General features: G+C 60.6%; 23 protein-coding genes and 1 other RNA gene. 19 read left to right on the forward strand and 5 right to left on the reverse strand.

The genetic code is table 11. The features are described 5' to 3' along the window. Positions 1-28: 28 nt before the first annotated feature. A complete protein-coding gene (locus ASD64_RS17095; protein WP_056107350.1) occupies positions 29-820 on the reverse strand; it encodes a GH25 family lysozyme in 792 nt (263 codons plus the stop codon). 192 nt (positions 821-1,012) lie between these two features. Here ASD64_RS17095 and ASD64_RS17100 point away from each other — a divergent pair, with 192 nt between their 5' ends. Then, positions 1,013-2,401 carry a serine hydrolase domain-containing protein gene (locus tag ASD64_RS17100; RefSeq protein ID WP_056107353.1) on the forward strand — a complete coding sequence of 463 codons (1,389 nt, stop codon included), beginning with the start codon at positions 1,013-1,015 and terminating at the stop codon, positions 2,399-2,401. Here ASD64_RS17100 and ASD64_RS20755 read toward each other — a convergent pair. Together ASD64_RS20755 and ASD64_RS17110 are read right to left on the reverse strand one after the other, a co-directional pair. Beyond that, the gene (locus tag ASD64_RS20755; protein WP_082550031.1) at positions 2,340-3,074 is read right to left on the reverse strand and encodes a class I SAM-dependent methyltransferase; all 735 of its coding nucleotides are present in this window, start codon (positions 3,072-3,074) and stop codon (positions 2,340-2,342) included. The two genes, ASD64_RS17100 and ASD64_RS20755, sit on opposite strands and share 62 nt — an antisense overlap. Beyond that, a complete protein-coding gene (locus ASD64_RS17110; protein WP_244480838.1) occupies positions 3,071-4,216 on the reverse strand; it encodes a DUF3419 family protein in 1,146 nt (381 codons plus the stop codon). The genes ASD64_RS20755 and ASD64_RS17110 overlap by 4 nt, the downstream gene beginning before the upstream one ends. On the opposite strand from ASD64_RS17110, the gene ASD64_RS21760 reads away from it, so the two are divergent. Then, positions 4,124-4,369 carry a hypothetical protein gene (locus ASD64_RS21760; RefSeq protein WP_244480840.1) on the forward strand — a complete coding sequence of 82 codons (246 nt, stop codon included), beginning with the start codon at positions 4,124-4,126 and terminating at the stop codon, positions 4,367-4,369. The two genes, ASD64_RS17110 and ASD64_RS21760, sit on opposite strands and share 93 nt — an antisense overlap. A 32-nt stretch (positions 4,370-4,401) precedes the next feature. On the opposite strand, the gene ASD64_RS17115 is transcribed toward ASD64_RS21760, so the two are convergent. Further along, positions 4,402-8,145, reverse strand: coding sequence for a hydantoinase B/oxoprolinase family protein (locus ASD64_RS17115; RefSeq protein WP_056107359.1), 3,744 nt, complete (start codon positions 8,143-8,145; stop codon positions 4,402-4,404). A 189-nt stretch (positions 8,146-8,334) separates the two neighbouring features. On the opposite strand from ASD64_RS17115, the gene ASD64_RS17120 reads away from it, so the two are divergent. The 5 genes from ASD64_RS17120 (at position 8,335) to rnpB (ending at position 11,497) form a co-directional block, all read left to right on the forward strand. Continuing rightward, on the forward strand, positions 8,335-8,604 hold the full coding sequence (locus ASD64_RS17120) for a hypothetical protein (protein ID WP_162249086.1): 270 nt from the start codon (positions 8,335-8,337) through the stop codon (positions 8,602-8,604). A gap of 125 nt (positions 8,605-8,729) precedes the next feature. Then, positions 8,730-9,449 (forward strand): J domain-containing protein, encoded by a 720-nt coding sequence (locus ASD64_RS17125; RefSeq protein WP_056107361.1) that lies wholly within the window; start codon positions 8,730-8,732, stop codon positions 9,447-9,449. Further along, on the forward strand, positions 9,446-10,210 hold the full coding sequence (locus ASD64_RS17130; protein WP_056107363.1) for an N-acetylmuramoyl-L-alanine amidase: 765 nt from the start codon (positions 9,446-9,448) through the stop codon (positions 10,208-10,210). The genes ASD64_RS17125 and ASD64_RS17130 overlap by 4 nt, the downstream gene beginning before the upstream one ends. Before the next feature lie 186 nt (positions 10,211-10,396). Beyond that, on the forward strand, positions 10,397-11,038 hold the full coding sequence (locus ASD64_RS17135; RefSeq protein WP_056107366.1) for a lytic transglycosylase domain-containing protein: 642 nt from the start codon (positions 10,397-10,399) through the stop codon (positions 11,036-11,038). Positions 11,039-11,099: 61 nt separating this feature from the next. Beyond that, an RNA gene (gene rnpB / locus ASD64_RS17605) (RNase P RNA component class A) lies at positions 11,100-11,497 on the forward strand. 86 nt (positions 11,498-11,583) lie between these two features. On the opposite strand, the gene ASD64_RS17140 is transcribed toward rnpB, so the two are convergent. Then, entirely contained in the window at positions 11,584-12,717 is a 1,134-nt protein-coding gene (locus tag ASD64_RS17140) for a cystathionine gamma-lyase (protein WP_056107368.1), read from the reverse strand. A gap of 404 nt (positions 12,718-13,121) precedes the next feature. Between ASD64_RS17140 and mraZ the strand changes: the two genes are divergently transcribed. The 12 genes from mraZ (at position 13,122) to murB (ending at position 26,787) form a co-directional block, all read left to right on the forward strand. Then, positions 13,122-13,580 (forward strand): division/cell wall cluster transcriptional repressor MraZ, encoded by a 459-nt coding sequence (gene mraZ / locus ASD64_RS17145; protein WP_056107371.1) that lies wholly within the window; start codon positions 13,122-13,124, stop codon positions 13,578-13,580. Next, positions 13,577-14,593 (forward strand): 16S rRNA (cytosine(1402)-N(4))-methyltransferase RsmH, encoded by a 1,017-nt coding sequence (gene rsmH / locus ASD64_RS17150; protein WP_056107374.1) that lies wholly within the window; start codon positions 13,577-13,579, stop codon positions 14,591-14,593. Before mraZ ends, rsmH begins: the two co-directional genes overlap by 4 nt. Positions 14,594-14,597: 4 nt before the next feature. After that, a complete protein-coding gene (locus ASD64_RS17155; RefSeq protein WP_056107377.1) occupies positions 14,598-14,969 on the forward strand; it encodes a hypothetical protein in 372 nt (123 codons plus the stop codon). Beyond that, positions 14,969-16,681 (forward strand): peptidoglycan D,D-transpeptidase FtsI family protein, encoded by a 1,713-nt coding sequence (locus ASD64_RS17160; RefSeq protein ID WP_156460200.1) that lies wholly within the window; start codon positions 14,969-14,971, stop codon positions 16,679-16,681. Before ASD64_RS17155 ends, ASD64_RS17160 begins: the two co-directional genes overlap by 1 nt. 62 nt (positions 16,682-16,743) lie before the next feature. Then, a complete protein-coding gene (locus ASD64_RS17165) occupies positions 16,744-18,198 on the forward strand; it encodes a UDP-N-acetylmuramoyl-L-alanyl-D-glutamate--2,6-diaminopimelate ligase (RefSeq protein ID WP_056107383.1) in 1,455 nt (484 codons plus the stop codon). Beyond that, positions 18,195-19,628, forward strand: coding sequence for a UDP-N-acetylmuramoylalanyl-D-glutamyl-2,6-diaminopimelate--D-alanyl-D-alanine ligase (locus tag ASD64_RS17170; RefSeq protein ID WP_056107385.1), 1,434 nt, complete (start codon positions 18,195-18,197; stop codon positions 19,626-19,628). The genes ASD64_RS17165 and ASD64_RS17170 overlap by 4 nt, the downstream gene beginning before the upstream one ends. A 23-nt stretch (positions 19,629-19,651) precedes the next feature. Further along, positions 19,652-20,734, forward strand: a complete 1,083-nt coding sequence (gene mraY / locus ASD64_RS17175; protein ID WP_056107387.1) for a phospho-N-acetylmuramoyl-pentapeptide-transferase — start codon at positions 19,652-19,654, stop codon at positions 20,732-20,734. 8 nt (positions 20,735-20,742) lie between these two features. Next, complete coding sequence (gene murD, locus ASD64_RS17180; protein ID WP_056107391.1) at positions 20,743-22,143, forward strand: UDP-N-acetylmuramoyl-L-alanine--D-glutamate ligase; 1,401 nt, start codon at positions 20,743-20,745, stop codon at positions 22,141-22,143. After that, entirely contained in the window at positions 22,143-23,294 is a 1,152-nt protein-coding gene (gene ftsW, locus ASD64_RS17185; RefSeq protein ID WP_056107395.1) for a putative lipid II flippase FtsW, read from the forward strand. Before murD ends, ftsW begins: the two co-directional genes overlap by 1 nt. Continuing rightward, a complete protein-coding gene (gene murG / locus ASD64_RS17190) occupies positions 23,295-24,422 on the forward strand; it encodes an undecaprenyldiphospho-muramoylpentapeptide beta-N-acetylglucosaminyltransferase (protein ID WP_056107400.1) in 1,128 nt (375 codons plus the stop codon). Continuing rightward, the gene (murC, locus tag ASD64_RS17195; RefSeq protein ID WP_056107403.1) at positions 24,419-25,825 is read left to right on the forward strand and encodes a UDP-N-acetylmuramate--L-alanine ligase; all 1,407 of its coding nucleotides are present in this window, start codon (positions 24,419-24,421) and stop codon (positions 25,823-25,825) included. The genes murG and murC overlap by 4 nt, the downstream gene beginning before the upstream one ends. Continuing rightward, positions 25,822-26,787: a UDP-N-acetylmuramate dehydrogenase gene (gene murB, locus ASD64_RS17200; RefSeq protein ID WP_056107406.1), complete on the forward strand. Its 966-nt coding sequence runs from the start codon at positions 25,822-25,824 to the stop codon at positions 26,785-26,787. The genes murC and murB overlap by 4 nt, the downstream gene beginning before the upstream one ends. Positions 26,788-26,875: the final 88 nt, after the last annotated feature.

Consider the following 26,875-nt stretch of genomic DNA (forward strand, 5'->3'; position numbering starts at 1 on the left):
GTCGAAAAGCAGGCTAGTGGCGCGGTTGTCAACGGGTGTTCTGCCGCAGCCACTTGTTCCATGCCGTCTCGGAACCGTTGAAGACGTTGATGTCGGCGTTGCCTCTTATGCCGGGCACGACGCCAGTACCGGTGTACTGCCAGAAGGTGAAGGGATGGCTGCCGTACCGCTCTGTCGGGTGGCCGGCAACCGAACGCAGCCAGTAAGGATAGCCTCTGAAGGTCGAAAGGTTGTTGTCGTCGAAAAAGTCGATCGAGGTGTAGATGATCGGCTTCTTGCCATAGTGTTTCTCGACGATCGACAGGAAGGTGCTCATTTCGGCGCGCACGGTTTCGGGGCTGGGCCGCAGCCTGCAAGTCGGCGAAAGCGGGTTCCATTCCATATCGAGAACCGGCGGCATGGCTGAACGGTCGTTCGGCACGTTCTGGATGAACCAGCGTGCCTGTTCTGCGGCCGGCCGGCAGAAATAATAGAAATGATAGGCGGCGCGGGGGACGCCTGCCAACTTGGTGCCGCGCCAGTGGTCGTCGAAATAGTCGTCGATGCGGTCGCCGCCCTCTGTCGCCTTGATGAAGGCAAACGAGATGCCGCTTGCCTTGGCCTGGCGCCAATCGATTGAAGTCTGGTATTTCGAAACATCGGTGCCATGGACAGCGTAATGCCACGGCGCGGCGCTTTCCCATTTGTGCGGGTCGCTGTCCTGAAACCTTGGCGCACGTCCGGTGACCGAAGCTCCCGACCCACCAATGGGAGCAAGGGCGTCGATGGTCGTGCAAGCACTGAGCAGCATCCACACAACAAGCAGCGCAAGTCGGCGCATCGTTTCTCCAAATCTGTCCGGTCGCAATTCACAAGCGGAGGAGGCGCCTTACGGTCTGCCGTTCTCTCCTTCTACCGCCACCCTGACACAACGTCATCCGCCAACATGGTTGATATTCGATTGATGACGCTCGACAGAACCGGAAAATTGAGAGAGCAATGGCGACAGGACTGTGGTTTGCAAAGGGTCGGAATGCGGCTTGTCTTCAAGTTTCTCGAATGGCTGCTGGTGCTGTTCGTCCTTGCAATCATCGGGGTGTTCGCCTGGCTCTATTTCGTCCCGCCGGACCTGATCCGTGTCGGGTCCGGCTATTCGGCCAAGATAGTCTGCTCCAATGTGTTCCTTGCCGGTCGTAATGCTGATGAGGTGTTGGCGATCGATGTGCAGGCGCCAGGCCATCCCTTGCTCAAGCTGATGTCTGTTTCCGTTGACAGGGAAGCGGGCACGGTTTCCGCAGGCTTGTTCGGAATTCTGGGCAATAGTGTTGCGGTGGTGCGCGATGGCCTTGGCTGCGCCAATGCGCCTGACGGCGATGTAGTTAGGGCACGCGCGCTCACGGGGCCGGTGTTGCCGCCTTCATCTCCTGTCGATGCGCTTTGGCCTGAAGGCGAGCGTGTCGAGCCGTCGCAGGCTGCCGAGCTTGCCGCCATCCTCGACGATGAGGCTCTAGCCGGTGAGGGGATGCGCGCCATCGTGGTGGTCAAGGACGGCCGTATCGTTGGTGAACGCTATGGCGACGGGTTTTCGCAACGGACGCCGCTGCTAGGCTGGTCGATGACCAAGACGGTCAACGCGGCAATCCTCGGAACACTGGTCAGGGATGGCAAGATCAGGCTGGGCAGCCAGCAACTTGTCGAGCCGTGGGGTGCTGATGAACGTGCTTCGATCAGCATTTCCGACCTGATGGCGATGTCGAGCGGCCTCGAATTCAACGAGGATTATGGCGATGACGCCGATGTCACCCGCATGCTTTATCTGGAGCCGGACATGGCCGGTTTTGCCGCAGCCAAGCCATTGGCTGGCGAAATCGGCAAGGTGTTCTCCTATTCGAGCGGCACGGCGATGATCCTGTCGAAGCTGTGGCAGAATGCGTTGGGCGATCCGCAAGCTGCTCTTGACTGGCCGCGCAAGGCGCTGTTCGACCCGATCGGCATGCGCAGTGCCGTGCTCGAGACGGATGAGAGCGGAACGTTCGTTGGTTCCTCATACCTCTATGCGACAGCGCATGACTGGGCGCGTTTCGGCCAGTTCCTGCTTCAGGATGGCCGCTGGAATGGTGCCGAAATACTGCCTCCCGGCTTTGTGTCGTGGATGCGCGAGGTCGCGCCCGCCTCCGATGGCGTTTATGCAAAAGGCCAGTTGTGGCTTGCGGGGCCTGGAGAAGAAACGCCGGGGGCAATCAAAGGCGCCCAGTTGCCCGAGGACACCTTCTGGCTGGAAGGCCATGACGGTCAGTCGGTGGCCATCATACCTTCCGAGCGTCTGGTGGTGGTGCGCATGGGCCTGACGCCAGCGAAGCTCAATTACCGGCCACAGAAACTGGTGGCTGCCCTGCTTGCCATGGTGCGTCAGCCGCTGTGAGAGGTGCAACGCTTCTGGTCATGATGGCGAGTGACGCGTATCCGAGATAAAGCGTTTCAAAATAGAGGCTTGCACCGCTGCGCTCAGCTTCCGATTCTAGTACTTGGCGCAAAGAGTCGCGCGGCGTGACCTGGAATTTGGCGAGCCATAAACGAAGCAGGCGTCGGAACCATCGTGGCAACCCCTCCTGCCTGCCGAAATCAACGATATGCAACGAGCCGCCCGGACACAGAGCCGCTAGTGCGGCGGCGACCGTTCGTTCCCAGCCTGGAATCATCGACAACGAATAGGAGACGAATATCCGGTCGAAACTTCCGATGCCGAACAGGGCATTGGTGTCGAAGTTGGTGGCGTCGCCCTGCGCCAGCAAAACGCGACCAGACAGGCCATTCCGCTCGATCGATTGCTGGGCCGAAGTCAGCATTTGTGCGGATATGTCGAGGCCGAAAAGGTGAGTACTCGGGAAGCGCCGTGCCGCTCGGACAAGATTGCGGCCGGTGCCGCAGCCGAGTTCCAGTACCGCGGAATCCGCTGGCGCATTCAGTCCAGCGATAAGGCGGTCGCGACCAAGCAGGTAATATTTGCGGGTGAGGTCGTAGATATGGCGCTGCCGGCGGTAGACACCATCCATCAGGGCGGCATGGCTTGCTGCTGGCGTGTCTACAGAACTCATGGTGCCTTCTTTACGTAGAGATGAAAGCCGCCATAGATGGCGGAGCGGTCGCGCCTGGAGAATTCGAGCGAGGCCGTTTCCTCATAAATCCACTGATCGAGCAGGGTCGAGGAGACGCGCCCCGGCAGCAAGGTGGGTTCGGCCGCAGTGCGGAAGATGACGCGAGCGCCGATCGAGGCGGTTCGGGTGATTTCCGTCCACAGGCCATTGAGATGTTCATCCGTCATCCAGTCCTGTGCATCCAGCAGAACGAAGCGGTCCACCGAACCGGCATCTTTGCCGGCAAGGAACTCGATCATATTGGCATGATGGATGGCGACGCGATCAGTGTTCTGACGTAGCAGGCTGTAGTTTCGATTTTCGAGGTAGCGCGGCAAGGCCGCCTCTCCCTGTTCGGGATAGCGGCGCGCGAAAGCCTGCCACGCAAAGTAGTTATCACTGAGGGGAAAGCCGCAAGCGAGTTTCTCCAGCCTGACTTTCAAAACGCTCGCCATCGAGCCATCACCAGCGGTGATCAGCGAGTCGTACTGTGCGGGAGGAATACCGAGGCCGAAAAGGGACGACTTGAGCGAAGTCGTCCATTTGACTGAGGGCTTGTTGAAAATGGGAGCCAGCCTCTCGTCAAAGAAGCGGCGCTGTTCGGCCAGCGAGCCAGCGCTCATGATGCCCGCAGGGTCAACTCCGTGGAGCTTGGCGATCCGGTGGCCGGCTGCAATGAAAAGTCCTAAAAGGCCCGTCTGGTAGAAATTCCGGTCGAACATTTCTATGCGCCGCAGGCCGCGCCAGTTCCGGCGCTCCCAGTAATGGCGACTCACCCGGTCGAGATGCGGTGCCACGAACCGATCATAGGCCTGTGAATTGTGTTTATTGTCCGGTGCGCCAAAGAAGCGGAAAAGATCTGCGTGCGATGGCAGATGCCGGACTGCCGTCAGTTTCATGCGGTTCAGAGCAATGTGGGCTGCGTTGAGATCGACCGCGTCGATTCGTGCCGGCGATCTCGTAAGATAAGCGAGAATGTTGCAGCCGCCAGAAGCGATGGTGACGACGCGATGGCCTTCGCCAAGTTGCATGGCCTCGATGTCGACTTCCGGATCTTCCCAGATCTGCGGATAGACAAGGCCGGAAAAGGCCAGAGCAAACAACCGCTCCGAGAGGCCGGCCTTCGAGAACGCATTGTTCTGGTAAACGGCTTTTCCGACGTGCTTGCCGCGCTGAAAAACCAGTTCGTCGGAAACATCGGCCATCGCATGCGATTCCCCGTTTGCAATGCGCAAGCGGGTAACGCAGAGGCGTGACAGGGGGGTGACGGATTTCCGGTGGTTGCGCCCTACGCTTTTCCAAATCCGCCCGGTGTCGGGGTAGTCACAATGACGGCTTCGCCAGGTTCAAGGACGGTCTGGTCGCAGGCCTTGAGCACTTCAATGGCGCCGCCCTTGCGGCGTACCCTAGTTGCCCCAGGTTCTCCGTCGCCTCCTCCTTCCAGGCCCTTTGGCAGGCGGTTGCGGTGCGAAGACAGGATGGCGCACTCCATCTTCTCCAGAAAACGAATGGTGCGGCTGGTCCCGTCGCCGGCGTTCCACTTCCCTTTGCCTCCCGTGTCTTGCCGGATGTGAAAATCCTCCAGCACGACCGGGAAACGCAGTTCCAGCACCTCCGGATCGGTCAGGCGCGAATTGGTCATATGCGTATGCACGCCCGATGTGCCGGCGAAGCCGCGGCCGTCGTTCATGCGGCCGGCTGGGGAACCTGAACAGATGGTCTCATAGTATTGGTATTTTTCATTGCCGAAGGTCAGGTTGTTCATGGTGCCCTGCGCGTTGGCCAACGCGCCCATGGCGCCGAACAGCGTGTTGGTGACGTGCTGAGAGGTCTCGACATTGCCGGCTACGACCGCGGCGGGGTAGGCGGGTTTCAGCATGCATCCGTCGGGTATGACGATATCGATCGGCCTGAGGCAGCCCGCATTCATGGGGATATTGTCCTCGACCATAACGCGGAATGCATAAAGCACGGCGGCCCGCGTGACCGGTTCGGGCGCATTGAAGTTGTTTTTCATCACCGGCGAGGTGCCGGTGAAATCAACGGTGGCCTGGCGTTTCTGGCGATCCACCGTGATCTTCACCCTGATCACCTGTCCGGTGTCGGTTGGGTATTCATATTCCGAACTGTCCGGCAGGCGCTCAAGTACGCGCCGCACGCTTTCGGCGGCGTTGTCCTGCACATGGCTCATATAGGCTTCGACCATTTCGAGGCCGAAATGATCGACCATTTTCTTGAGTTCGGCGATGCCCTTTTCATTGGCGGCGATCTGCGCCTTGAGGTCGGCGATGTTTTGTTGAGGGTTGCGCACCGGGTAGGGATGATCGGTCAGAAGCGTATGAAGCTCCTTTTCGCGCAAGCGCCCGCGCTCGACGATCTGGAAATTGTCGAAGAGCACACCTTCCTCATCCACGGTCGTGGCAAGCGGCGTCATCGAACCGGGTGCGGTTCCGCCGATGTCGGCGTGGTGGCCGCGCGAGGCAGCCCAGAACAGGATTTTGTTGCCGGTGTCGTCAAAGACCGGCGTTACCACCGTAATGTCAGGCAGGTGGGTGCCGCCATTATAAGGCGCGTTCAGGGCAAAGACGTCTCCCGGCCGGATATTACCGGCGTTGAGCCGGACGACGGTTTCGACCGAGCGGTCCATGGAGCCCAGATGCACTGGCATGTGAGGCGCATTGGCGACCAGTGCCCCATCGCGGTCGAAAACGGCGCAGGAGAAGTCCAGCCGCTCCTTGATGTTGACCGAATGGGCCGTGTTCTGCAGCGTCACGCCCATCTGTTCGGCGATCGACATGAACAGGTTGTTGAAGACTTCCAGCAAGATCGGATCGGCCTTGGTGCCGAGTGCTGCCTGGCGTCGCTTCTGTTCGATGCGGCGTATCAGGACATGGTTCTTTGCGGTGATAGTGGCCTGCCAACCAAGTTCGACGACGATCGTCTGGTTAGGCTCTATGATGAGCGCGGGGCCAGCGATCTTGTACCCTGACTTGAGTTGATGGCGATGGAAAATACCGGCATCGCGCCATTGGCCCTCGGCAAAGATTTTGCCGGTTTCGGAGGTAGTTGCGGCAATATCCTCGACATCTGAGTCACTTTCGCTCAACCCCTTGGTGCCGGTGTCGGAACCCTCGACGCCGACAGCCTCCACCACCATCGGCTTGTTGTCGTAAACGAAACCGAACTGGGCCTTGTGCGCCGCTTCGAAATCCCGCTTGGCCCGCTCAACCGAGCGATGCTCGAAGCCTGTCGGGAGGGAAGTGTCGGTTCCGTCATAGCGGATATGGAGAACTGGCTTCGTTCCAATGTCTGCATCTGGAATGCCTTGTCCGGCGAGTTCTTTTGTGACCGCTTCCTGCAAGGCGCCGATCAGTTGATTGATCACGGGCAATGTGGCCTCATCCAACGGTTGGAGCAGGGCCTGCTGGCGCGAGGCGAAGACCGAGGCAAGGCCGATGCCGTAGGCGGAAAGCAAGCCGGAAAAGGGGTGGATGAGCACGGCTTCCATGCCGAGCGCATCGGCCACGAGGCAGGCATGCTGGCCACCGGCGCCACCGAAGCAGTTCAGCAGGTATTCAGTGACATCATAGCCGCGCTGAACGGATATTTTCTTGATGGCGTTGGCCATGTTCTCGATAGCGACCGTGATAAAACCTTCCGCCACGGCTTCCGGTGTGTGGCCGTCATCGATCTCGGCGGCCAGTGCCGTGAATTTTTCTCGCGCGATGCCGGCGTCCAACGGCTCGTTCTGGGTGGTGCCGAAGATTGCCGGGAACACGTCGGGCCGAAGCTTTCCCAGCATCACATTGGCGTCGGTGACCGTCAGCGGCCCACCGCGCCGGTAGCAGGCAGGACCGGGGTTGGCTCCGGCCGAATCCGGCCCGGCACGGAAACGCCCCGCCTCGTAGTGGAGGATTGAACCGCCGCCTGCAGCGACCGTGTGGATGCGCATCATCGGTGCCCGCACGCGTACCCCCGCCACCTCGGTGTCGAAGGCGCGCTCGTAGTAGCCGTCATAGTGGGCGACGTCTGTGGAGGTTCCGCCCATGTCGAAACCGATCACCTTGCCGAAGCCGGCAAGCTTTGCGGTCTCCACCATGCCGACCACGCCGCCGGCGGGTCCGGACAAAAGTGCGTCCTTGCCCTGGAACATGTCCGCGGCAGTCAGTCCGCCCGAAGACATCATGAACATTAATCTTGGGCTCGCCGCGGTCGAGCGCTCGCTCTGCTCGCCGGCCTCTCCATTCATTTGCGCGTTGTCGGCGTCGCGGCGAAAGGCGGCCGACGACGGCCGACGTGCGGTTGCACTTGCGGGCTTCGCCCGTTCTGCCGTCACGCCAAGTTGCTGCGCCACCTGTTGCACATAGCGCGAGAGGATTGGCGAGAGATACGCGTCCACCACCGTTGTGTCGCCGCGCCCGACCAGCTTGATAAGCGGCGAAACCTCGTGGCTTGCCGATACCTGGCCGAAACCGAGCTTGCGGCAGACTTTTGCCACCGCTTTCTCATGGTCGGGGTACTTCCAGGCATGCATGAAAACGATGGCAACGGCATCGAAGCCGTCTGTTCTGGCCTGCTCTATAGCCGGCTTGACGGCGGCGATATCGAGCAAGCTCTCGACGCAGCCGTCAGCCAGAACGCGTTCGTCCACCTCGACAACACGCTCATAGAGCTGTTCCGGCAGGATGATCTCCTTGGCGAAGATGTCGGGCCGCGCCTGGTAGGCGATCCTCAGCGCATCCCGAAATCCTTTGGTGATCAGGAGCAGGACGCGGTCGCCCTTGCGCTCGAGAAGCGCGTTGGTGGCAACAGTCGTGCCCATCTTGATGTCGCCAATGCGGTCAGAAGGTATCGGCTCGCCGGCCTTCAGGCCAAGCAGGTCGCGGATGCCTTGAATAGCGGCATCGCGATAGGCTTCCGGGTTTTCCGACAGCAATTTGTAAGGATGAAACCGGCCTTGCGGATCGCGGCCGATGATATCGGTAAAGGTGCCGCCACGATCGATCCAGAAATCCCAATTGGCGCCCGGCATGGCCTGCTCCCGATGACATTCTGTGAGCCTGTTAGACCGCAATGGATTGATCGACAACGATTTTGAGCGGCTTACGCGGCTAGGTGTTGTTACACATCGAAACGCAACGTTATGAAACGGAGTCGCTCTTTCAACATTACATTCTCGACCGCCCGCGGATACGGGGCGTTGTTGTAAAGGAGAGATATTATGAAGAAGCTCATTCTCGCATCGGTTTCTGCCCTTGCCCTTTTCGGCGTTGCTGCCTGCAGCGATAGCGGCACGGATACGACCACGACGCAGAGCACAAATCCTCCGGCCACCGAGCAGCCGATGACTCCGGCAGCGCCGGATCCAAATGCACCGCCGGCCACCGACAATTCGACCACGCAGAGCATCACACCTGCGCCGTCGGACGGTTCGGCTGACGATAGCGGGGCCATGCCGGTTCAGCCAGCGCCGACCGCTCCGGCACAGTAAGCCTCTAGGAGCGGATGTTTGAAACGGAAGGGCCGGCATCCGCCGGCCCTTCTTTTTGCCGAATTGGGAGAGTTGGGTGTTTCGTGGCCTTGATCGCCGTGGGGCGTTCGCTTTAAGAAGCGCCCATGTCGATCTGGCTTCGCATCGGTGAGTTCGTTCAACGGCTATCGTCTTCGGCGTCCAGCGGTGTTGCCGAAGTCGTCGAAGCCGTGCGCACGATGTTTGCCGGCGACCCGGAATTGCGGCGCAAGGTCGCGTTCTCGGTCGCCATGATCGCGCTCTCCGCCAAGATGGCCAAGGCGGACGGCATCGTCACGCAAGACGAGGTGCGCGCCTTCCAGGCGATTTTCGATGTGCCCAGGGAGGAGGCGCGCAACGTTGCGCGGCTATACGACCTGGCCAAACGAGACATTGCCGGCTTCGAGGCCTATGCCGAACAGATGGCCGGGCTTTGCGGCAATGGCGCCCAGAACTGTATGATGCTGGAAGATGTTCTGGATGGGCTGTTTTACATAGCCACGGTTGATGGCGTCTTGCACGAACGGGAAGGCCAGTTCCTGCACCGGATTGCCGAAATCTTCGAAATCGAGGAAGATCACTACCAGACCATCCTGGGGCGGCACGTCGAACTCGGCGACGCCGACCCTTACGTAGTTCTGGGAATTGAGCGCGGTAAATCGCTGGCCGAAGTCAAGAAGCACTATCGCAAACTTGTCTCGGACAATCATCCCGACCGCCTGATCGCTCGTGGCTTGCCGCAGGAATTCATCAAGATCGCGACGACCCGGCTTGCGGCGATAAATGCCGCTTACGAAATCATCGAGCGGAGCCTGCAAGCGGCATGAGCGGCTTCTCACCCGACCATCCCGGAGCAGAGGTCAGGGTTTCTCCGAATTTCAGTCCACGACGCGGTGCGCACCGGCCCAGTATGATCGTGCTTCACTACACGGGCATGGAAACCGGCGAAGGGGCGGAAGCCTGGCTTTGCAATCCGGCAAGCGCAGTCTCCTCGCACTATCTGGTGCATGAGGACGGCCGCATCATCCAGATGGTGCGCGAGAGCGACCGTGCCTGGCATGCCGGCAAGAGTTCCTGGCGTGGTGAGGCGGACATAAATTCGCACTCGGTCGGCATCGAGATCGTCAATCCCGGCCACATGCTGGGCTACCCGCCATTTCCCGACAGGCAGATTTATGCCGTGATCGATTTGTGCCGCGGCATCGTCAACCGCTACCGGATGAGGCCGGAGCATGTACTTGCCCATTCCGATGTCGCGCCGGGACGGAAAATCGACCCAGGTGAAAGGTTTCCCTGGGCGCGGCTGTTCGACGCGGGCGTCGGCAACCTCGTGAAGGCTTCCCCGATCAGGAGCGGTGCCGTGTTGCGGAGCGGCGACAAGGGGCAGGCTGTCGAAGAATTGCAATCGATGCTGGCGCTCTATGGCTACGGCGTGGATATTACTGGCGTATTCGACCGGCAGACCTCGATTGTCGTCGAGGCATTCCAACGCCATTTTCGCCCCCGTCTCGTGGATGGGATTGCAGATGGTTCGACCATGCGCACACTTTCCAAGATGCTCGCCACGGTTGAAACAAGTCTCGGCTGAATATCAATTCGAACCGGCGAGATTACGAGCTGTCACTCAAAGTGACTTGCTCTGCCTTCTTTGACCCAAGTTCGGCCTTCAAAGGCCACATCGAGTAGGTCGCGGGCGTCATTATCAAGATGTTCCCACCTCGATGAAGCCATCCCGCGTGAACAACTTCGCGCGGCCCAATTAGTATAGGATCTTATGAACAAGTTGTCCGTCTTGACGGTAGCCTTTGCTGCCGGTGTGTTGAGTATTGCCGCAAGCACCGCACAGGCTGCGCAAATCGAATTGCCGGGGGTCAAGAGCTACGCTGCCTCGAATGGCCAGTCGGCTGAAAAGCAACCCGCGACACAGAAATCTGCTGGGAAAAGCCTGAAGACCGCTGCTGCCAATGCCGGTAAGCCTACCAAGAAAAAGCCGCGAGCTGTTTCGAAATCGACTTCGAAATCGACAGGCGGAACGCGCTACACCACAATCATCGCGCGCTACGCAGCCAGCTATGGCGTACCGGTTCACCTCGCCCACGCAGTCGTCCAGGTCGAGAGCAACTACCGGGCGAATGTTGTCGGCAGCGCTGGGGAAATCGGGCTGATGCAGATCAAGCCGGCCACGGCCCGCATGATGGGTTACAGTGGCTCCACCAAGGGTCTGTTCAACCCGGAGACCAATATCAAGTACGGGATGAAGTATTTGGCGATGGCGCATGATCTTGGCGGTGGAACGACCTGTGGAACGATCCTGAAATACAATGCCGGCCATGCGGCCAAGCGTATGAATCCGGTGTCGTCGGCCTATTGCAGCAAGGTCAAGGTTCAGATGGCTGCGCTCGGGTCTTCGACCTGAGCCAAGCCGGTCGCCGCTTTTTTGTTGCGTTTTGAGCGGCGACCCCCTTTATACGCTCCTGCCAGCTGGCCGGGCGGCCGCACCTGCGAGAGCTGAAAGGCTGTGGGTGAGGAAAGTCCGGGCTCCATGGAAACACGGTGCCGGTTAACAGCCGGCGGGGGCGACCTCAGGGAAAGTGCCACAGAGAGCAGACCGCCACGAAGTTCGTGGCAAGGGTGAAAGGGTGGGGTAAGAGCCCACCGCGCGACCGGCAACGGGAGCGGCATGGTAAACCCCACCGGGAGCAAGACCGAATAGGGGCGGTGCGAGGGGAAACCTTCGAGGGCTGTTTCCGGCTCACCGTCCGGGTAGGTTGCGTGAGACGCCTGGCAACAGGCGTCCAAGATGAATGGCCGCCACGTTCTCGCGCCGTAAGGGGCGAGGGCCATACAAAACCCGGCTTACAGGCCAGCTGGCATTTTCTTTCTATTTCAGCGCGTACGTTGAAAAGTTGAGGGGCGGTTCAAGTGTAGCCTTGGATCGCCCTTTCCATTTTTCTGTGCTCACTATTCCGGCAGGCGATCGAGCGAGACCTCGATCGCGCCCCAAAGTTCTTCTGCCGGTTCGCATCCGATCGACATGCGCACGAAACCGGGTGGCACGATGTCGCCGCGGCGCGTGCGGCGTTCTGCCGAAGTGTGCACACCGCCGAACGAAGTCGCGGATTCCATCAACTCGCAGCCATTAATGAAATCCTCGGCCGCCTCTTCAGACGCCAGAACGAAGCTGATGAGGAAGCCGAAGCGCTCCATCTGGACCCGCGCCAGATTGTGCGACGGATCGCCTTCAAGTCCGGGGAAGCGCACCATGCGCACCTTGGGATGGGCCTTGAGGCGCGGCGCGATGAATTCCGCCGTGTCGCACATGCGCTCGAAGCGCACGTCGAGCGTTTCCAGGCCGCGATGCACCAGCCATGCTTCAAACGGGCCCGGGATCGCGCCGCAGGTCTTGCGCCAATCCTGCACCGCCGCGATGATATCGGCGTTTCGGCTGGCGACATGGCCGAACAGCACGTCGGAATGGCCGTTGGGGGCCTTGGTATCTGCGGCAACGACGATATCGGCGCCGAAATCGAGCGGGCGCTGGCCGAATGGCGTCATCGTCGTGTTGTCGACCACCAGCAGGGCGCCGGCGGCCTGGGTGGCCTTGGCCACGGCGGCTATGTCGCAAATGTCGAGCCCGGGATTGGAGGGCGTCTCCATGAATGCCAACCTGTAGCCCTCGAAACCTCCGTCGAGGAAAGAGGCCGTCGGGCGCGTGTCATATTCGACGCCGAATCGCTTCAGGAAACGGTCGCCGATGCCGCGCGTGGTCGGGTAGCCGTCGCTGGCGATGAGAATACGGTCGCCCGCCTTCAGCAGCGCGAAGAATACCGCCGATATCGCTGCCATGCCGGAGGGAAAAGCGACGCACTGCGCGTCTTCCATATGCGCAATCATGTGCTCCACCGCATCCCAGGTCGGGTTGCTGAAGCGGCCATATTGATGGAAGCCGGTCGCGTCGCCCGGAGCGTGGAATACAGCGGCCATGGTCAGAGGCAGCGGTATGGAATCTCCTTTTTCGAGAGAAGCACGGCGAAGATGGGAAACGGCCGCGGCGCGCAATTTGGCGCTACCGGACCTCGGGGTGGAATCGGACATCGGCTAGGCAACTTTCTTCATTCTGCTGAAACGCAGGCCTGACGCTATGCCTGCTCGCGGCCCGCTGCAAGAGACAGGCGTTGCTCCGACCCGTTTCTAAACGGTTCGTTAGGCTTAATGGACGATAAAGGCGAGCATGCCGCAGAAGCGCTTCGTGAGGTCGTGGCGAGCGGACAGCAGAACCCGTTCCCGTTGACGCCCATAGTTCCCCATGGTATCCCATATCGAGATTCAAGCCTTCGTTTCGTGTCAGGGTGAAGCGTACGCCAGACGGGCAGCCGCAATGGCTTTCCGTGTGACGGAACCCATTTGCGCGGACAGGGGAATTTGCAAGCAACTGCGCCGCGGCGGCGCGGATGCGACGATGGAGGGGATTGCGGCGGCGCAAGCGGCTGTAGCGCGTGATGGACCGTTTTCTATCCAACTCAGTGAACAGGATCGATGCCAAGGGGCGCGTCTCGGTGCCTGCGCATTTCCGCACGGTCGTGCAGAGGCGCGGCTACGCCGAACTTTATGCGCTGCGTTGCCTGGATATTCCTGCAATGGATGTCGGGGGGCTGGATTTGCTCGACCGCTACGAGCAACGCATCGCCCAGGTGGACCCGTTCCTTCAGACGGCAGACGACATGTCGTTTTTCTGTCACGGCGACGGAACGTTCCTGAAACTCGACCAGGATGGGCGCATCACGGTTCCGGACTTCGTCAGGGAACATACCGGAATTGGAGCGGAAGTGGCCTTTGTCGGTCGCGGTCACTTCTTTCAGATTTGGGAGCCCGGCCGGCTTTCCGCCTACGGAGCGGAGGCGCGGGCAAGGCTGTTGAAGCTTCGGCAGGGGACGAAGCCTGGGGAGCGGCCGGAATGATGACGGGTCACGGCGACGATCTCCACGCCGATGGCGGACCGATCCGTCACATTCCGGTCCTTCTTGCCGAAGTGCTGGACGCATTGGCGCCGAAGCAGGGCGATGTCATCGTTGATGGAACCTTCGGCGCTGGCGGCTATACCAAGGCCATTCTGGATGCCGGGGCTTCCGTGGTTGCAATCGATCGCGACCCCGACGCCATTTCAGCCGGCAGGGTCTTGGAGGCGCAGTCTAAAGGGCGTCTCAGGCTGGTGCAGGCACCGTTCTCGTCGATGGCCGACCATGTGGTAGAGGCTGACGGCGTGGTTCTGGACATCGGTGTTTCATCGATGCAACTCGATCAGGCCGAGCGAGGCTTTTCTTTTCGTTCAGACGGCCCGCTCGACATGCGTATGGCTCAAGCGGGTCCCAGTGCCGCCGATGTCGTCAACAGGTTCAAGGCAGGCGACCTTGCCCGGATCTTCGGCTTCCTCGGCGAGGAGCGTCACGCCGGTCGGATCGCCCGCATGATCGAAGCGCGCCGAGAAATGAGGTTCTTCGAGCGCACGCACGATCTGGCAGACGCTATCGAGACGCATGTCGGGCGTTCGCCCAAGGACAAGATCCATCCGGCAACGCGGGTTTTCCAGGCGCTGCGCATCTATGTCAATGACGAGCTTGGCGAATTGGCCAAGGCCCTTTTTGCCGCCGAGAAAGTGCTCAAGCCGGGCGGACGTTTGGCTGTGGTGACGTTCCATTCGCTGGAAGACCGCATCGTCAAGCGCTTCATTGCCGACCGTGCCGATGTCGTTGCCGGCTCGCGCCATATGCCTGAAGCGCAAGTGCGAACCGCAACCTTCAAGAAGCTTGGCGGCGGCACCACGCCCGGTGATGCCGAAGTGGTGCGCAACCCCCGCGCGCGTTCTGCCCGCCTGCGCGCAGCCATCCGCACCGACGCGCCGGCGCGCGGCGAGGACTTGTCGATTTTCGGACTTCCAAAGCTTCCCGGTATCCACCAACCGGGAGAGAGGTGAGCACGTGTTCCGTACCAGTGACATTGTCCTGATCGCAGTCATGGTTGCAGCAGCGGCCATGACTTACTCGATCAAGCGAGACGCCGAAGAGCAACTCGATGCGGTCCGTAGGCTGCAGGTGCAAATCCGCACCGAAGAGGACACGATCGATCTTCTCAAGGCGGACTGGAGCCTGCTTACGCAGCCGTCGCGGCTGCAGAAGCTCGTCGATCGCTATCAGGCGCAACTTGGGCTGGAGCCGGTCAATCCGCATCAGTTCGCCGGTCTGGACGTATTGCCGCCGCGCCCGTTGACGATCGAGGATATCACATCGGCCGATGCTTCGGGCCTGTCGGATGAACTCCTTGACCCGACCAAGACCGGAGCCGTCGAATGATGGCCAAGTTCAACCCTTTCAGACACAGCCGCAATAATGTGGACGATGGCTCTATTGTCGTCGATGCCGCGCGCAAGGCTACGGGAGGCAGAACCAGGACCCGCGTCGTCATGACGATGGCGGTGTTTTTCGGCATCTATGCGACGATTGGCGGTCGTCTGGTCTATCTCGGTTTCCAAGAGCCCGACACGTCTGGCGCGCCGGCAAGCCGGGTCACGGCCTCGCGTCCCGACATCGTCGACCGCAATGGTGAAGTGCTGGCGACCGATATCAAGACGTCGTCACTCTATGCAGAGCCGCGCCACATCGTGGATGCGGATGAGGCGATCGAAAAACTCGCCACCGTCCTGCCCGAAATCGATTACGAGCAGACCTACAACAAGCTGAAGAGCGGTGCCGGATTTGTGTGGCTGCAGCGCCAATTGACGCCGAAGCAACAGGCCGAAATCCTGCAGCTTGGCATTCCCGGCATAGGTTTCAGGACGGAAAAGCGCCGCTTTTATCCTGCCGGTGAGACAGCGGCCTATATCGTCGGCCTGACCAACATCGACAACCAAGGCATTTCGGGCCTTGAAAAATACATCGACGGGCAGGGGCTTGCCGATCTGCAGCAGTCCGGCCTTGCCATCGCCAAGGACCTTGAACCGGTCCGTCTGTCGGTCGATCTGCGCGTGCAACACATCGTCCACGATGAAATCTCGACCGCTCTTGAAAAGTATCACGCGATCGCCGCCGGCGCAGTGGTGTTCAACGTCAAGACCGGTGAAGTCGTTGCCATGGCCTCGGTTCCGGATTTCGATCCGAACAATCCATTCAACGCTCAGGACAAGGACAGGCTGAACCGCATGTCTGCCGGTCTCTATGAAATGGGTTCGACCTTCAAGAGCTTCACGACTGCCATGGCGCTCGATTCCGGCAAAGTAACGCTGGACAGCACCTTCGACGCCACCCGTCCGATCACCATCGGCCACCAGACCATCCGCGACTTTCACGGCAAGCACCGTGTGCTGACCGTGCCGGAAGTCTTCATCTATTCCTCCAACATCGGCTCGGCCAAGGAGGCCGACGTGGTGGGAATCGAGGGTCATCGCGAATTCCTGCACCGGCTTGGCATCCTCGAGAGGATGCAGACCGAACTGCCGGAGGTCGCTCGCCCGACAGAGCCGAAGGTGTGGAAGAAGGTCCATTCCATCACCATCGCTTTCGGGCACGGCGTGTCGACGACGCCCCTGCAGACCGCCGTTGGCTGTGCGGCACTCATGAACGGCGGCTACCTGATGGAACCAACCTTCCTGCCGCGCACGCAGGAACAGGCGATGGCCGGAGCGAAAAAGGTCATCAAAGAGAAGACAAGTGCAGATATGCGCTATCTCTACCGGCTCAATGCCGAAAAGGGATCGGGCAAGCGGGCCGAGGTTCCTGGTTACCGGGTCGGCGGCAAAACGGGTACGGCTGAAAAAGTCGTCAACGGCCGCTATTCGAGCGACAAGCGCTTCAATGCCTTCGTTGCGGCATTCCCGATGGATGATCCGCAATATATCGTATTATCCATCGTCGACGAACCGCAGCCGGAAAAGCCGGGCATGGGGGCGACTGCCGGCTCGAATGCCGCGCCAATTGTTGCCAACATCATTCGTCGTTCAGCTTCGATGCTTGGCGTAGAGCCGGATTTCAGCCATGAAAATGCGGCAACGCTGGTTTCCTACGAGTGATTCTGTCGGCGCTTTGGCACGTCGCGTGGTCGCGATGTCTGGAAATGGATGACTGGATTTAGATGAAGCTGAAAGACCTAGCCGGTGTATTGCCTGTCGAAGGAGCGCTTTCCTCCGGCACGGAAATTACCGGGATTTCCTCGGACTCGCGCCAGATCCAGCCGGGCATGCTGTTCTTCGCCCTCCCTGGAACGAAGGCCGACGGCGCAGCCTATGCTGCCGATGCGGCAAGGCGGGGTGCGGTTGCCGTGGTGGCCAGTAATGGCGGTGTGGGACCCGAGCTTCCAACCCCCATACTGAAGGTCGCCGATCCACGGCTTGCACTGGCAATTTCGGCTTCGAAATTCTTTGGCAAGCAGCCCGAGACGATGGTCGCTGTCACCGGTACAAGTGGCAAGACTTCGGTCGCCGCCTTTACCCGCCAGATCTGGGAACAGGCTGGCTACGCCGCCGCTTCGATCGGCACGACCGGCGTCGTTGCGCCGAACCGCAATGAATATGGGTCGCTGACCACGCCCGATCCGGTCGCCTTGCATCGGCTGTTGAAGGAGTTGGCGGATGCAGGTGTGACCCACGCGTCGATGGAAGCGTCCAGTCATGGTCTCGATCAGCGTCGCCTGGATGGAGTGCGGCTCGCCGCTGGCGGATTTACCAATCTCGGCCGCGACCACATGGACTATCATCCGACGGTGGAGGAGTATCATCGGGCGAAGCTTCGCCTGTTCGACACACTGCTGCCGAAAGGTGCGCCCGCCGTCATTTTCGCTGACGATCCGTGGTCCGGGCCGACAATCAAGGCCGCGCAAGCGGCGGGGCTCGATGTCCTGACCGTGGGGCGGCATGGCTCGTTTCTGAAGTTGAAACGCGTCGAACACGAGCGACATCGCCAGCGGGCCGAGATCACCGTTGACGGCACTCTCTATGAGATCGATCTGCCATTGGCGGGCGACTTCCAGATTTCCAACGCGCTGGTGTCGGCTGGACTTGCGATCTCCACGGGAACTGCCGTCGCCAAGGCCATGATGGCATTGGAAAAATTGAAAGGTGCGCCTGGCCGTCTCGATCTCGTTGGGACGACCGCCGAAGGAGCGCCGGTCTATGTCGATTATGCCCACAAGCCTGACGCGCTTGAAAACGTGCTGACGTCGGTGCGCCCCTTCACGACGGGCCGCGTTATCGTGGTGTTCGGCTGCGGCGGCGACCGGGATCGCGGCAAGCGCCCGATCATGGGCGAGATCGCGACCCGGCTTGCAGACGTCACCATTGTGACCGACGACAATCCGCGCTCCGAGGCGCCGGCAGAAATCCGCGCTGCGATATTGGCGGCAGCGCCCGGCGCTATTGAGATCGGCGACAGGCGCAAAGCCATCCAGGAGGCGGTCGCCATGCTGCACGCTGGTGATACGCTGATCGTGGCCGGCAAGGGCCATGAGGAAGGCCAGACGATCGGCGCCGACACTTTCCCGTTTTCCGATCACGAAGAGGTGCGTGCAGCGCTGAAGGATCGCGCCGCATGAGTTTTCTCTGGACCTCCGACGCTCTTGTCGCCGCGATGGGCGGACGGCCTCTGGGCCAGATGCCGGAAGGCGTTTCAGGTATTTCCATCGATAGCCGCAGCCTGCAACCGGGTGATGCCTTTTTCGCCATCAAGGGCGAGACGATGGACGGTCATGATTTCGCGACCGCTGCCATCAAGGCCGGTGCTGCCGTGCTTGTGGTTGCCGAGGGCAAACTGCCGGCGTTGGGACGGCTCACGGCTCCAATGATCGTCGTGCCCGACGTGCTGGTGGCGCTGGAAAAGCTCGGCATTGCGGCACGGGCGCGGTCGAAGGGCAAGATCATCGCCGTCACCGGCTCGGCCGGCAAGACGACGACGAAGGAAGCGCTGCGACAAGTACTTGGCTCGGTCGGCTCGGTCCATGCCTCTGACAAATCGTTCAACAATCATTGGGGCGTGCCGCTGACGCTGGCGCGGCTGCCGGAACACACGGAATACGCCATCTTCGAAATCGGCATGAACCATCCGGGCGAAATCCGCCCGCTGGTGAAGATGGTGAGACCGCATGTGGCGCTGATCACGCTGATTGCCGCGGCCCATCTCGGCTTCTTCAAGAACCTGGACGAAATCGCCAAGGCCAAGGCCGAGATATTCGAAGGAATCGAGCCTGAGGGTGCCGCACTGCTCAACCGCGACGACCCGCGTGCCAATATGCTGAACAAGATGGCGCGTGCGGCCGGCGTGCCGCGCGTCTTCGGCTTTGGTGAAAATGCGCGTTCGACTTACCGTCTGGTCGATTGCGTCCTGCATGCCGACCATTCGACAGTGACGGTCAAGATTGCCGGCCAGGAAATGGTGCTTCGCATCGGCGCGCCGGGACGTCATATGGTGCAGAACGCGCTTGCCGTACTGGGTGCCGTCCATCTTGTCGGAGCCGATGTCGCCAAGGCCGCGCTTGCGCTTAACGATCTTGCCGCTGAGCAGGGCCGCGGCAAACGGCATTTGTTGCACCATCCGAAGGGCCCGTTCACGCTTATCGACGAGAGCTACAATGCCAATCCGGCCTCCATGAAGGCGGCCATGGCACTGCTCAACACGACGCCTGTCTCGGGCGAAGGCCGGCGGGTAGCGGTGCTTGGCGACATGCTGGAGTTGGGCGACCATTCCGCCAAGCTGCATGCGGCACTGGCCGAACTTATCGTCGGCACGGAAACCTCGACCGTGATGCTTGGCGGGCCACAGATGAAGTACCTTGCCGAGGCGCTGCCTGCGGATATCCAGGTAGCCTACCGGGCTGGGGCCGAGGATTTGAGACCTGTTCTCATCGATGCGATCGGGCCGGGTGACGTCATTATGATCAAGTCGTCGAAAGGGATCGGCTTTTCGAAGCTTGTCGACGCCTTGCTCAAGAAATTTCCGGCGGAAACTGAATATTCAAGACCGGCCTAGCGGGTCAGGGGGACGAAGAACGCATGCTGACGCTGCTCGTTGAATTTGCGGACCGGGTCACGGTCTTCAACGTTTTTCGTTATATCACGTTCAGGACCGGCGGTTCACTGATCACCGCCGCCTTGATCGTGTTCATCTTTGGCCCGACCATCATCAATTCGCTGCGCATCCGGCAGGGCAAGGGCCAGCCGATCCGGGCCGACGGTCCGCAGACGCACTTCAAGAAGGCGGGCACGCCGACGATGGGCGGCCTGATGATTATCACCGGCATCGTGGTGTCGTCGCTGTTGTGGGCAAATCTCTCCAGCGTCTATGTCTGGGTGGTGCTTCTGGTGACACTCGGCTTCGGCGCCATCGGCTTTTATGACGACTATCTCAAGGTCACCAAGCAATCGCATCTCGGCTTTTCCGGCAAGGCGCGACTTGCCTTCGAGTTCCTGATCGCCGGCATGGCCGCCTGGGTGATCATGCATAACGGCCAGGCGCCGTTCTCTTCGTCGCTGACATTTCCTTTTGCCAAGGAATTCCTGCTCAATCTGGGCTGGTTTTTCATTCCGTTCGCCGCCTTCGTCGTGGTTGGTGCCGGTAATGCAGTCAACCTGACCGACGGTCTCGACGGCCTGGCGATCGTGCCGATCATGATCGCGGCCGCGTCCTTCGGCGTCATCGCCTATCTGTCCGGCAATGCTGTTTTCGCTGAATATCTGCAGATCCACTTTGTTCCGGGCACTGGCGAACTGGCGGTCATCCTTGGTGCGGTCATCGGGGCAGGCCTCGGATTCCTCTGGTTCAATGCGCCGCCTGCCGCCATCTTCATGGGAGATACCGGATCGCTGGCGTTGGGTGGGCTAATCGGCACCATTGCGGTTGCCACCAAGCACGAGATCGTGCTGGCCATCGTCGGCGGCCTGTTCGTAGTCGAAATCCTGTCGGTCATCATCCAGGTCGGTTACTTCAAGATGACCGGCAAGCGCGTCTTCCTGATGGCGCCAATCCACCACCATTTCGAAAAGCTCGGATGGACCGAGAGCCAGGTTGTCATCCGCTTCTGGATCATCGCGGTGATCTTGGCCTTGATCGGCCTTTCCACCCTCAAGCTGCGGTAGCAACGACCTTGATCTCAGCATCGGCATTTGCAGGCAAGCGTGTTTCACTTTTCGGGCTTGGCGGCTCGGGAACAGCGACGGCGCGCGCACTGATGGCCGGCGGAGCCAACGTAGTTGCGTGGGACGACAATCCGCAAAGCGTGGCAAGCGCAGAGGCAGAGGGCATTCCAACCGGTGATTTGCGTTCTGCCGATTGGAATACCTTTTCTTCCTTCGTCCTGTCGCCCGGGGTGCCGCTGACCCACCCCAAACCACACTGGACGGTCGAACTCGCCCGTGGCGCCGGTGTCGAAGTCATCGGCGACATCGAACTGTTCGCGCGCGAGCGTATCGTCCGTGCGCCGGATGCGCCGTTCATCGCCATTACCGGAACGAACGGCAAATCCACGACGACGGCGCTGACCGCGCACATCCTGAAATCGGCTGGCCGCGATGCCCAGATGGGCGGCAATATCGGGCGTGCGGTGATGACGCTCGATGCTCTCGCTTCCGGCCGGCACTATGTCGTCGAATGCTCATCCTACCAGATCGATCTGGCTCCCTCGGTCAATCCAACCGCTGGCGTGCTGCTTAATCTGACGCCAGATCATCTCGACCGCCACGGCACGATGCAACACTACGCCTCGATCAAGGAACGCCTCGTTGCCGGCAGCGATGTGGCAATCATCGGTGTTGACGATTCCTGGTGTGCCCAGATCGCCGACCGATTGGAGCGGGTCGGGAAGGACGTCATTCGTATCTCCAAGCGCCTCCCGCTGACGGATGGGTATTTCGCGAATGGCGCGGACCTCATGGAAGCTGTCCATGGCCGCTACAGCCGTATCGGCTTTCTGGAGGGCATTGGTTCGTTGCGCGGCCAGCATAACGCTCAGAATGCGCTGGCGGCGGTGGCGGCCTGCCTCAAGGTTGGTCTCGATCTCGGCGAAATCCAGTCGGGCCTCGAGAGCTTTCCGGGCCTTGAACACCGCATGGAGCAGGTTGGCCGCAAAGGTCACGTGCTTTTCGTCAACGATTCCAAGGCAACGAATGCCGACGCGGCAGCGCCTGCCTTGTCCAGCTTCCCTCGCATCTACTGGATTGCCGGTGGACTGCCGAAGGAGGGTGGCATCGAACCGTTGCGCGGTCTGTTCTCGCGTATCGCCAAGGCTTACCTCATCGGAGAGGCGGCGCCTGCATTCTCGGCGACATTGGGCGAGGCCGTCCCTTACGAGATCTCTGGTACGCTGGCAGCGGCTATCGAGCATGCCGCCCATGATGCCGAGCAGGATGGGAGCGGCGAGGCCGTGGTGCTGTTGTCGCCGGCCTGCGCCAGCTTCGACCAGTTCAAGAACTTCGAGGTGCGGGGCGAAGCCTTCAGGCAAGCTGCGCATGCAATAAAGGGCGTAACGCCCATTGGAGGGGCACGCTGATGCAGAGCCGTCTCGATACAAGTCCGGTAGCCAACTGGTGGTGGACAATCGACCGCTGGTTTCTCGCCGCCTTTCTGTCGTTGATGGGGCTTGGCATCATCCTTTCCTTTGCTGCCAGCCCTGCGGTCGCGGAGCGCATCGGCCTGGATTCGTTTCATTTTGCTACCCGCCAGATCATCTTCACGATACCTGCGCTGGGCGTGATGCTGGCGGTGTCCTTCCTGAATGCACGCCAGATCAGGCGATTGGCCGTCATCATGCTATGCCTGATGCTGGTGCTTATGGTCGTGGTTCTCTACGTCGGCGTTGAAGTGAAGGGCGCCCGGCGATGGGTGTCGCTGGCTGGCCTGTCGATCCAGCCTTCGGAGTTTCTGAAGCCGGCATTCGTGGTGATCTGCGCTTGGCTTTTCGCCGAACATAAGCGCCAGCCGGACATTCCGGGCAACCTGTTCGCCATGATCCTGCTTGGGCTCGTGCTGGCGCTGCTCGTGGCCCAGCCGGACCTTGGCCAGACCATGCTGGTGACCGGCACCTGGGGCGTGATGTTCTTCATGGCCGGACTGCCATGGCTTTGGATCATTGCACTTGGTGCGATCGGCGTAAGCGGCATGTTTGCGGCATATGAGGTTTTTCCGCATGTGGCCGGTCGTATCGACCGCTTCATGACCGGCGAAGGCGATACGTTCCAGGTCGATATGGGCCATGAGGCGCTGGTCAATGGTGGCTGGCTGGGGCTTGGACCCGGCGAAGGCACGATCAAGCGCCTGATTCCTGACAGCCACGCGGACTTCGTTTTCGCGGTCGCGGGTGAGGAATTCGGCCTGATCATGTGCCTCGGCATCATGCTGATATTCGCCTTCATCGTGTTGCGTGGGCTGAATACCGCGCTCAAGGAGTACGATGACTTCACGCGCTACGCCATCGGCGGCCTTGTGACCGTCTTCGGCCTGCAATCCGTCATCAACATGGGCGTCAATCTGCAGTTGATGCCGGCCAAGGGCATGACGCTGCCCTTCATTTCCTACGGCGGCTCCTCTCAGATCGCCATTGCCCTTTCGATGGGCATGGTGCTCGCTCTCACGCGCAGGAGGCCGGAAAAGCGCAAACAGGCTGGACACGGCTTTTTGCAGCGGTCCATGCCGGCGGAATAAATGGCAAGAGGCGTCATTCTTCTGGCCGCGGGCGGCACTGGTGGGCATCTTTTCCCGGCCGAAGCGCTGGCGCACGAACTGAACGAGCGTGGCTGGGCAGTCCATCTCGCGACCGACGATCGTGCCGAGCGCTACGCCGGCAATTTTCCGGCTGCCGCCGTTCACCGGGTGCGTTCGGCGACCTTCGGGTCGAAGAACCCGCTGGCGCTGCTGGCCACGTTCTGGAAGTTGTGGGGTGGCGTGCGCCAGGCATCCGCCATCATCGGGAATATCAAACCCGCCGCCGTTGTTGGGTTCGGGGGCTACCCGACACTACCGCCGCTTTATGCTGCGACAAGGCGTGGCGTGCCGACGCTCATTCATGAGCAGAACGCGGTCATGGGCCGCGCCAATCGGGCACTGTCCAAACGCGTGACGGTGATCGCGGGCGGCTTCCTGCCCGAAGATACCAGTTCTACCGGGACAAAGACGATCGCGACCGGAAACCCGGTGCGACCGCAAGTGATAGAGGCGGCTCGAACGCCTTACGCCGCGTCCCGTAACGGCGAGCCGTTCCGCCTTCTGGTCTTTGGCGGCAGCCAGGGTGCGCAATTCTTCTCCGATGCGGTCCCCGCCGCCCTGGCACGGCTGGGCAAGGAGCAGTTGGCGCGGCTCTCCGTCGTCCAGCAGGCGCGTGCGGAAGACGTGGCTCGGGTCAAGGCATCTTACGGCGACATTGGCGTCCGTGCCGAGGTATCGCCGTTCTTCACCGACATGGCGGCACGCATGGCCGCGTCGCAACTGGTGATTTCGCGCTCGGGCGCTTCGACCGTGTCGGAGATCGCGGTGATTGGCCGGCCGGCATTGCTCGTACCCTATCCGCATGCGCTCGATCATGATCAGGCGGCAAATGCCGCTGCGCTTGCCGCTGCCGGCGGTGCCGAGGTGCATGTGCAAGCAACGCTATCGGCGGAGAAGATCGCGGAGCTGATCGGCGGCCTCATGAATGAGCCTGACCGGCTGAACTCGATGGCTACGGCTGCAAAGACAGCCGGCAAGCGCGACGCCACAAGGTTGCTCGCCGATCTGACAGAGGCTATTGCGTCTGGCAAATCAGTAGATGAATTCAGGAAGGAACTGCACGCATGAAGATGCCGCAATCCATCGGCCTCGTGCACTTCATCGGCATTGGCGGCATCGGAATGAGCGGCATTGCCGAGGTGCTGCACAATCTCGGCTACAAGGTGCAAGGCTCCGACCAGGCGGATAGCGCCAACGTGCAGCGGTTGCGCGGCAAGGGCATCGAATGCTTCGTCGGCCACCGGGAGGAAAATCTTGGCGATGCCGAAGTGGTCGTGGTGTCTACCGCCATCAAGAACTCCAATCCCGAACTGAAAGCTGCGCGCGAGAAGCTGCTGCCGGTGGTGCGCCGCGCCGAAATGCTGGCCGAACTGATGCGTTTTCGCCAAGCCGTGGCCATCGGCGGCACGCACGGCAAGACAACGACGACTTCAATGGTGGCGACGCTGCTGGATGCCGGTGGGCTCGATCCAACCGTCATCAATGGCGGCATCATCAATGCTTACGGCACCAACGCCCGCATGGGCGACGGCGAGTGGATGGTGGTCGAGGCAGACGAGAGCGACGGCACTTTCCTGAAACTGCCGGCCGATATCGCCGTCGTCACCAACATCGACCCTGAACATCTCGACCACTATGGCAGTTTCGACCGCGTGCGCGAGGCGTTCCGGCAATTCGTGGAAAACGTACCGTTCTACGGATTCGGCGTGATGTGTATCGACCACCCGGAAGTGCAGGCGCTGGTCAGCCGCATCGAAGATCGGCGCGTCATCACTTATGGTGAAAACGCCCAGGCAGATGTGCGCTTCACCAACCATCGCATGCACGGTGCGATTTCCGAATTCGACGTGGTCATCCGCAATCGCAAGACGGGTGCGGACAGCACGATTGCCGGCCTGAGGCTGCCGATGCCCGGTCGCCACAATGTTTCCAACGCAACGGCCGCTATTGCCGTTGCACACGAACTGGGACTTTCAGCCGAGGCGATCAGGAAAGGGCTATCGTCATTCGGTGGGGTGAAGCGGCGATTCACTCACACAGGCTCGTGGAACGGAGTCGATATATTCGACGATTATGGCCACCATCCAGTCGAGATCAAAGCCGTGCTGCGCGCCGCGCGCGACTCCACGAAGGGACGCATCATCGCGATTGCCCAGCCGCATCGCTTCTCGCGTCTGCATGACCTGTTCGATGATTTTTCGGTCTGCTTCAACGATGCCGATACCGTCATGGTTGCGCCGGTCTATGCGGCCGGCGAAGAGCCGATCGAGGGGGCAACAAGCGATGCCCTGGTGGCACGCATGCGCGCCGGCGGACATCGCGACGCACGCTACATTGAGGGCGCGCCAGCGATCGCTCCTATCGTGCGCGATCTGGCGAAGCCTGGCGATTTCGTTGTTTTCCTTGGCGCTGGTAACATCACGCAGTGGGCATACGCATTGCCCAAGGAACTTGGCGAGGCGACGACTTGAGCCGTGGCGAAGCATTGATCGAGAGGCTTGGCAATACGCTCGCAGGCTTGCGAGGACGCATCACGCCGAATGCGGAGATGGACAAGATTACCTGGTTCAGGGCGGGCGGGCTTGCCGACGCCCTGTTCCAGCCTGCGGACGAAGACGATCTCGCGGCCTTCCTGAGCGCCGTTCCGGATGACGTGCCGCTGACCGTAGTGGGCGTCGGCTCCAACTTGCTGGTTCGCGACGGCGGCATTGCGGGTTTCGTCGTGCGCCTGTCGGCAAAGGGCTTCGGCGTGGCCGAGGCCATTTCAGCGACCCGTATCAAGGCCGGCGCCGCCACGCCGGACAAGCGCGTTGCAGCGGTGGCGCTGGAGGCCGGAATTGGCGGTTTCCACTTCTACCATGGAATACCGGGTGCAATCGGCGGTGCGCTGCGAATGAATGCCGGTGCCAACGGCGTCGAAACACGGGAGCGTGTGGTCGAGGTGACTGCTTTGGACCGCAAGGGCAATCGCCATGTCTTTTCCAATACCAATATGGGCTATGCCTATCGCCATTCATCGGTGCCAGCCGACCTGATCTTCACCTCGGCAGTGTTCGAGGGCTACCCGGAAGACAAGGCGGAAATCAAAACCGCCATGGACGCAGTCCAGCATCATCGTGAGACGGTTCAGCCGATCCGCGAGAAGACCGGCGGTTCGACGTTCAAGAATCCGGAAGGCACATCTGCCTGGAAAGAGATCGACAAGGCAGGCTGCCGCGGGCTGATGATCGGTGGCGCTCAGATGTCGCCGATGCACTGCAACTTCATGATCAATACCGGATCCGCGACCGGATATGATCTTGAATATCTGGGTGAGGCAGTGCGTGCACGTGTACTGGAACACTCTGGAATTCGTCTCCAGTGGGAGATCAAGCGCATCGGCAATTTCCGAGACGGACAAACGGTCCAGGAGTTCCTTGGGCAGTTGCTCTGAAGACTCACTGCGTCAGTTTTTTCGCAGTTTTGGCAGAAAGTGAATCTCTCGGAATCTTAAGGACTTGCCACGGAATCAACTCTCTGAT

Origin of the sequence: Mesorhizobium sp. Root157, from assembly GCF_001427385.1 — a bacterium.
Classification (GTDB): Bacteria; Pseudomonadota; Alphaproteobacteria; order Rhizobiales; family Rhizobiaceae; genus Mesorhizobium.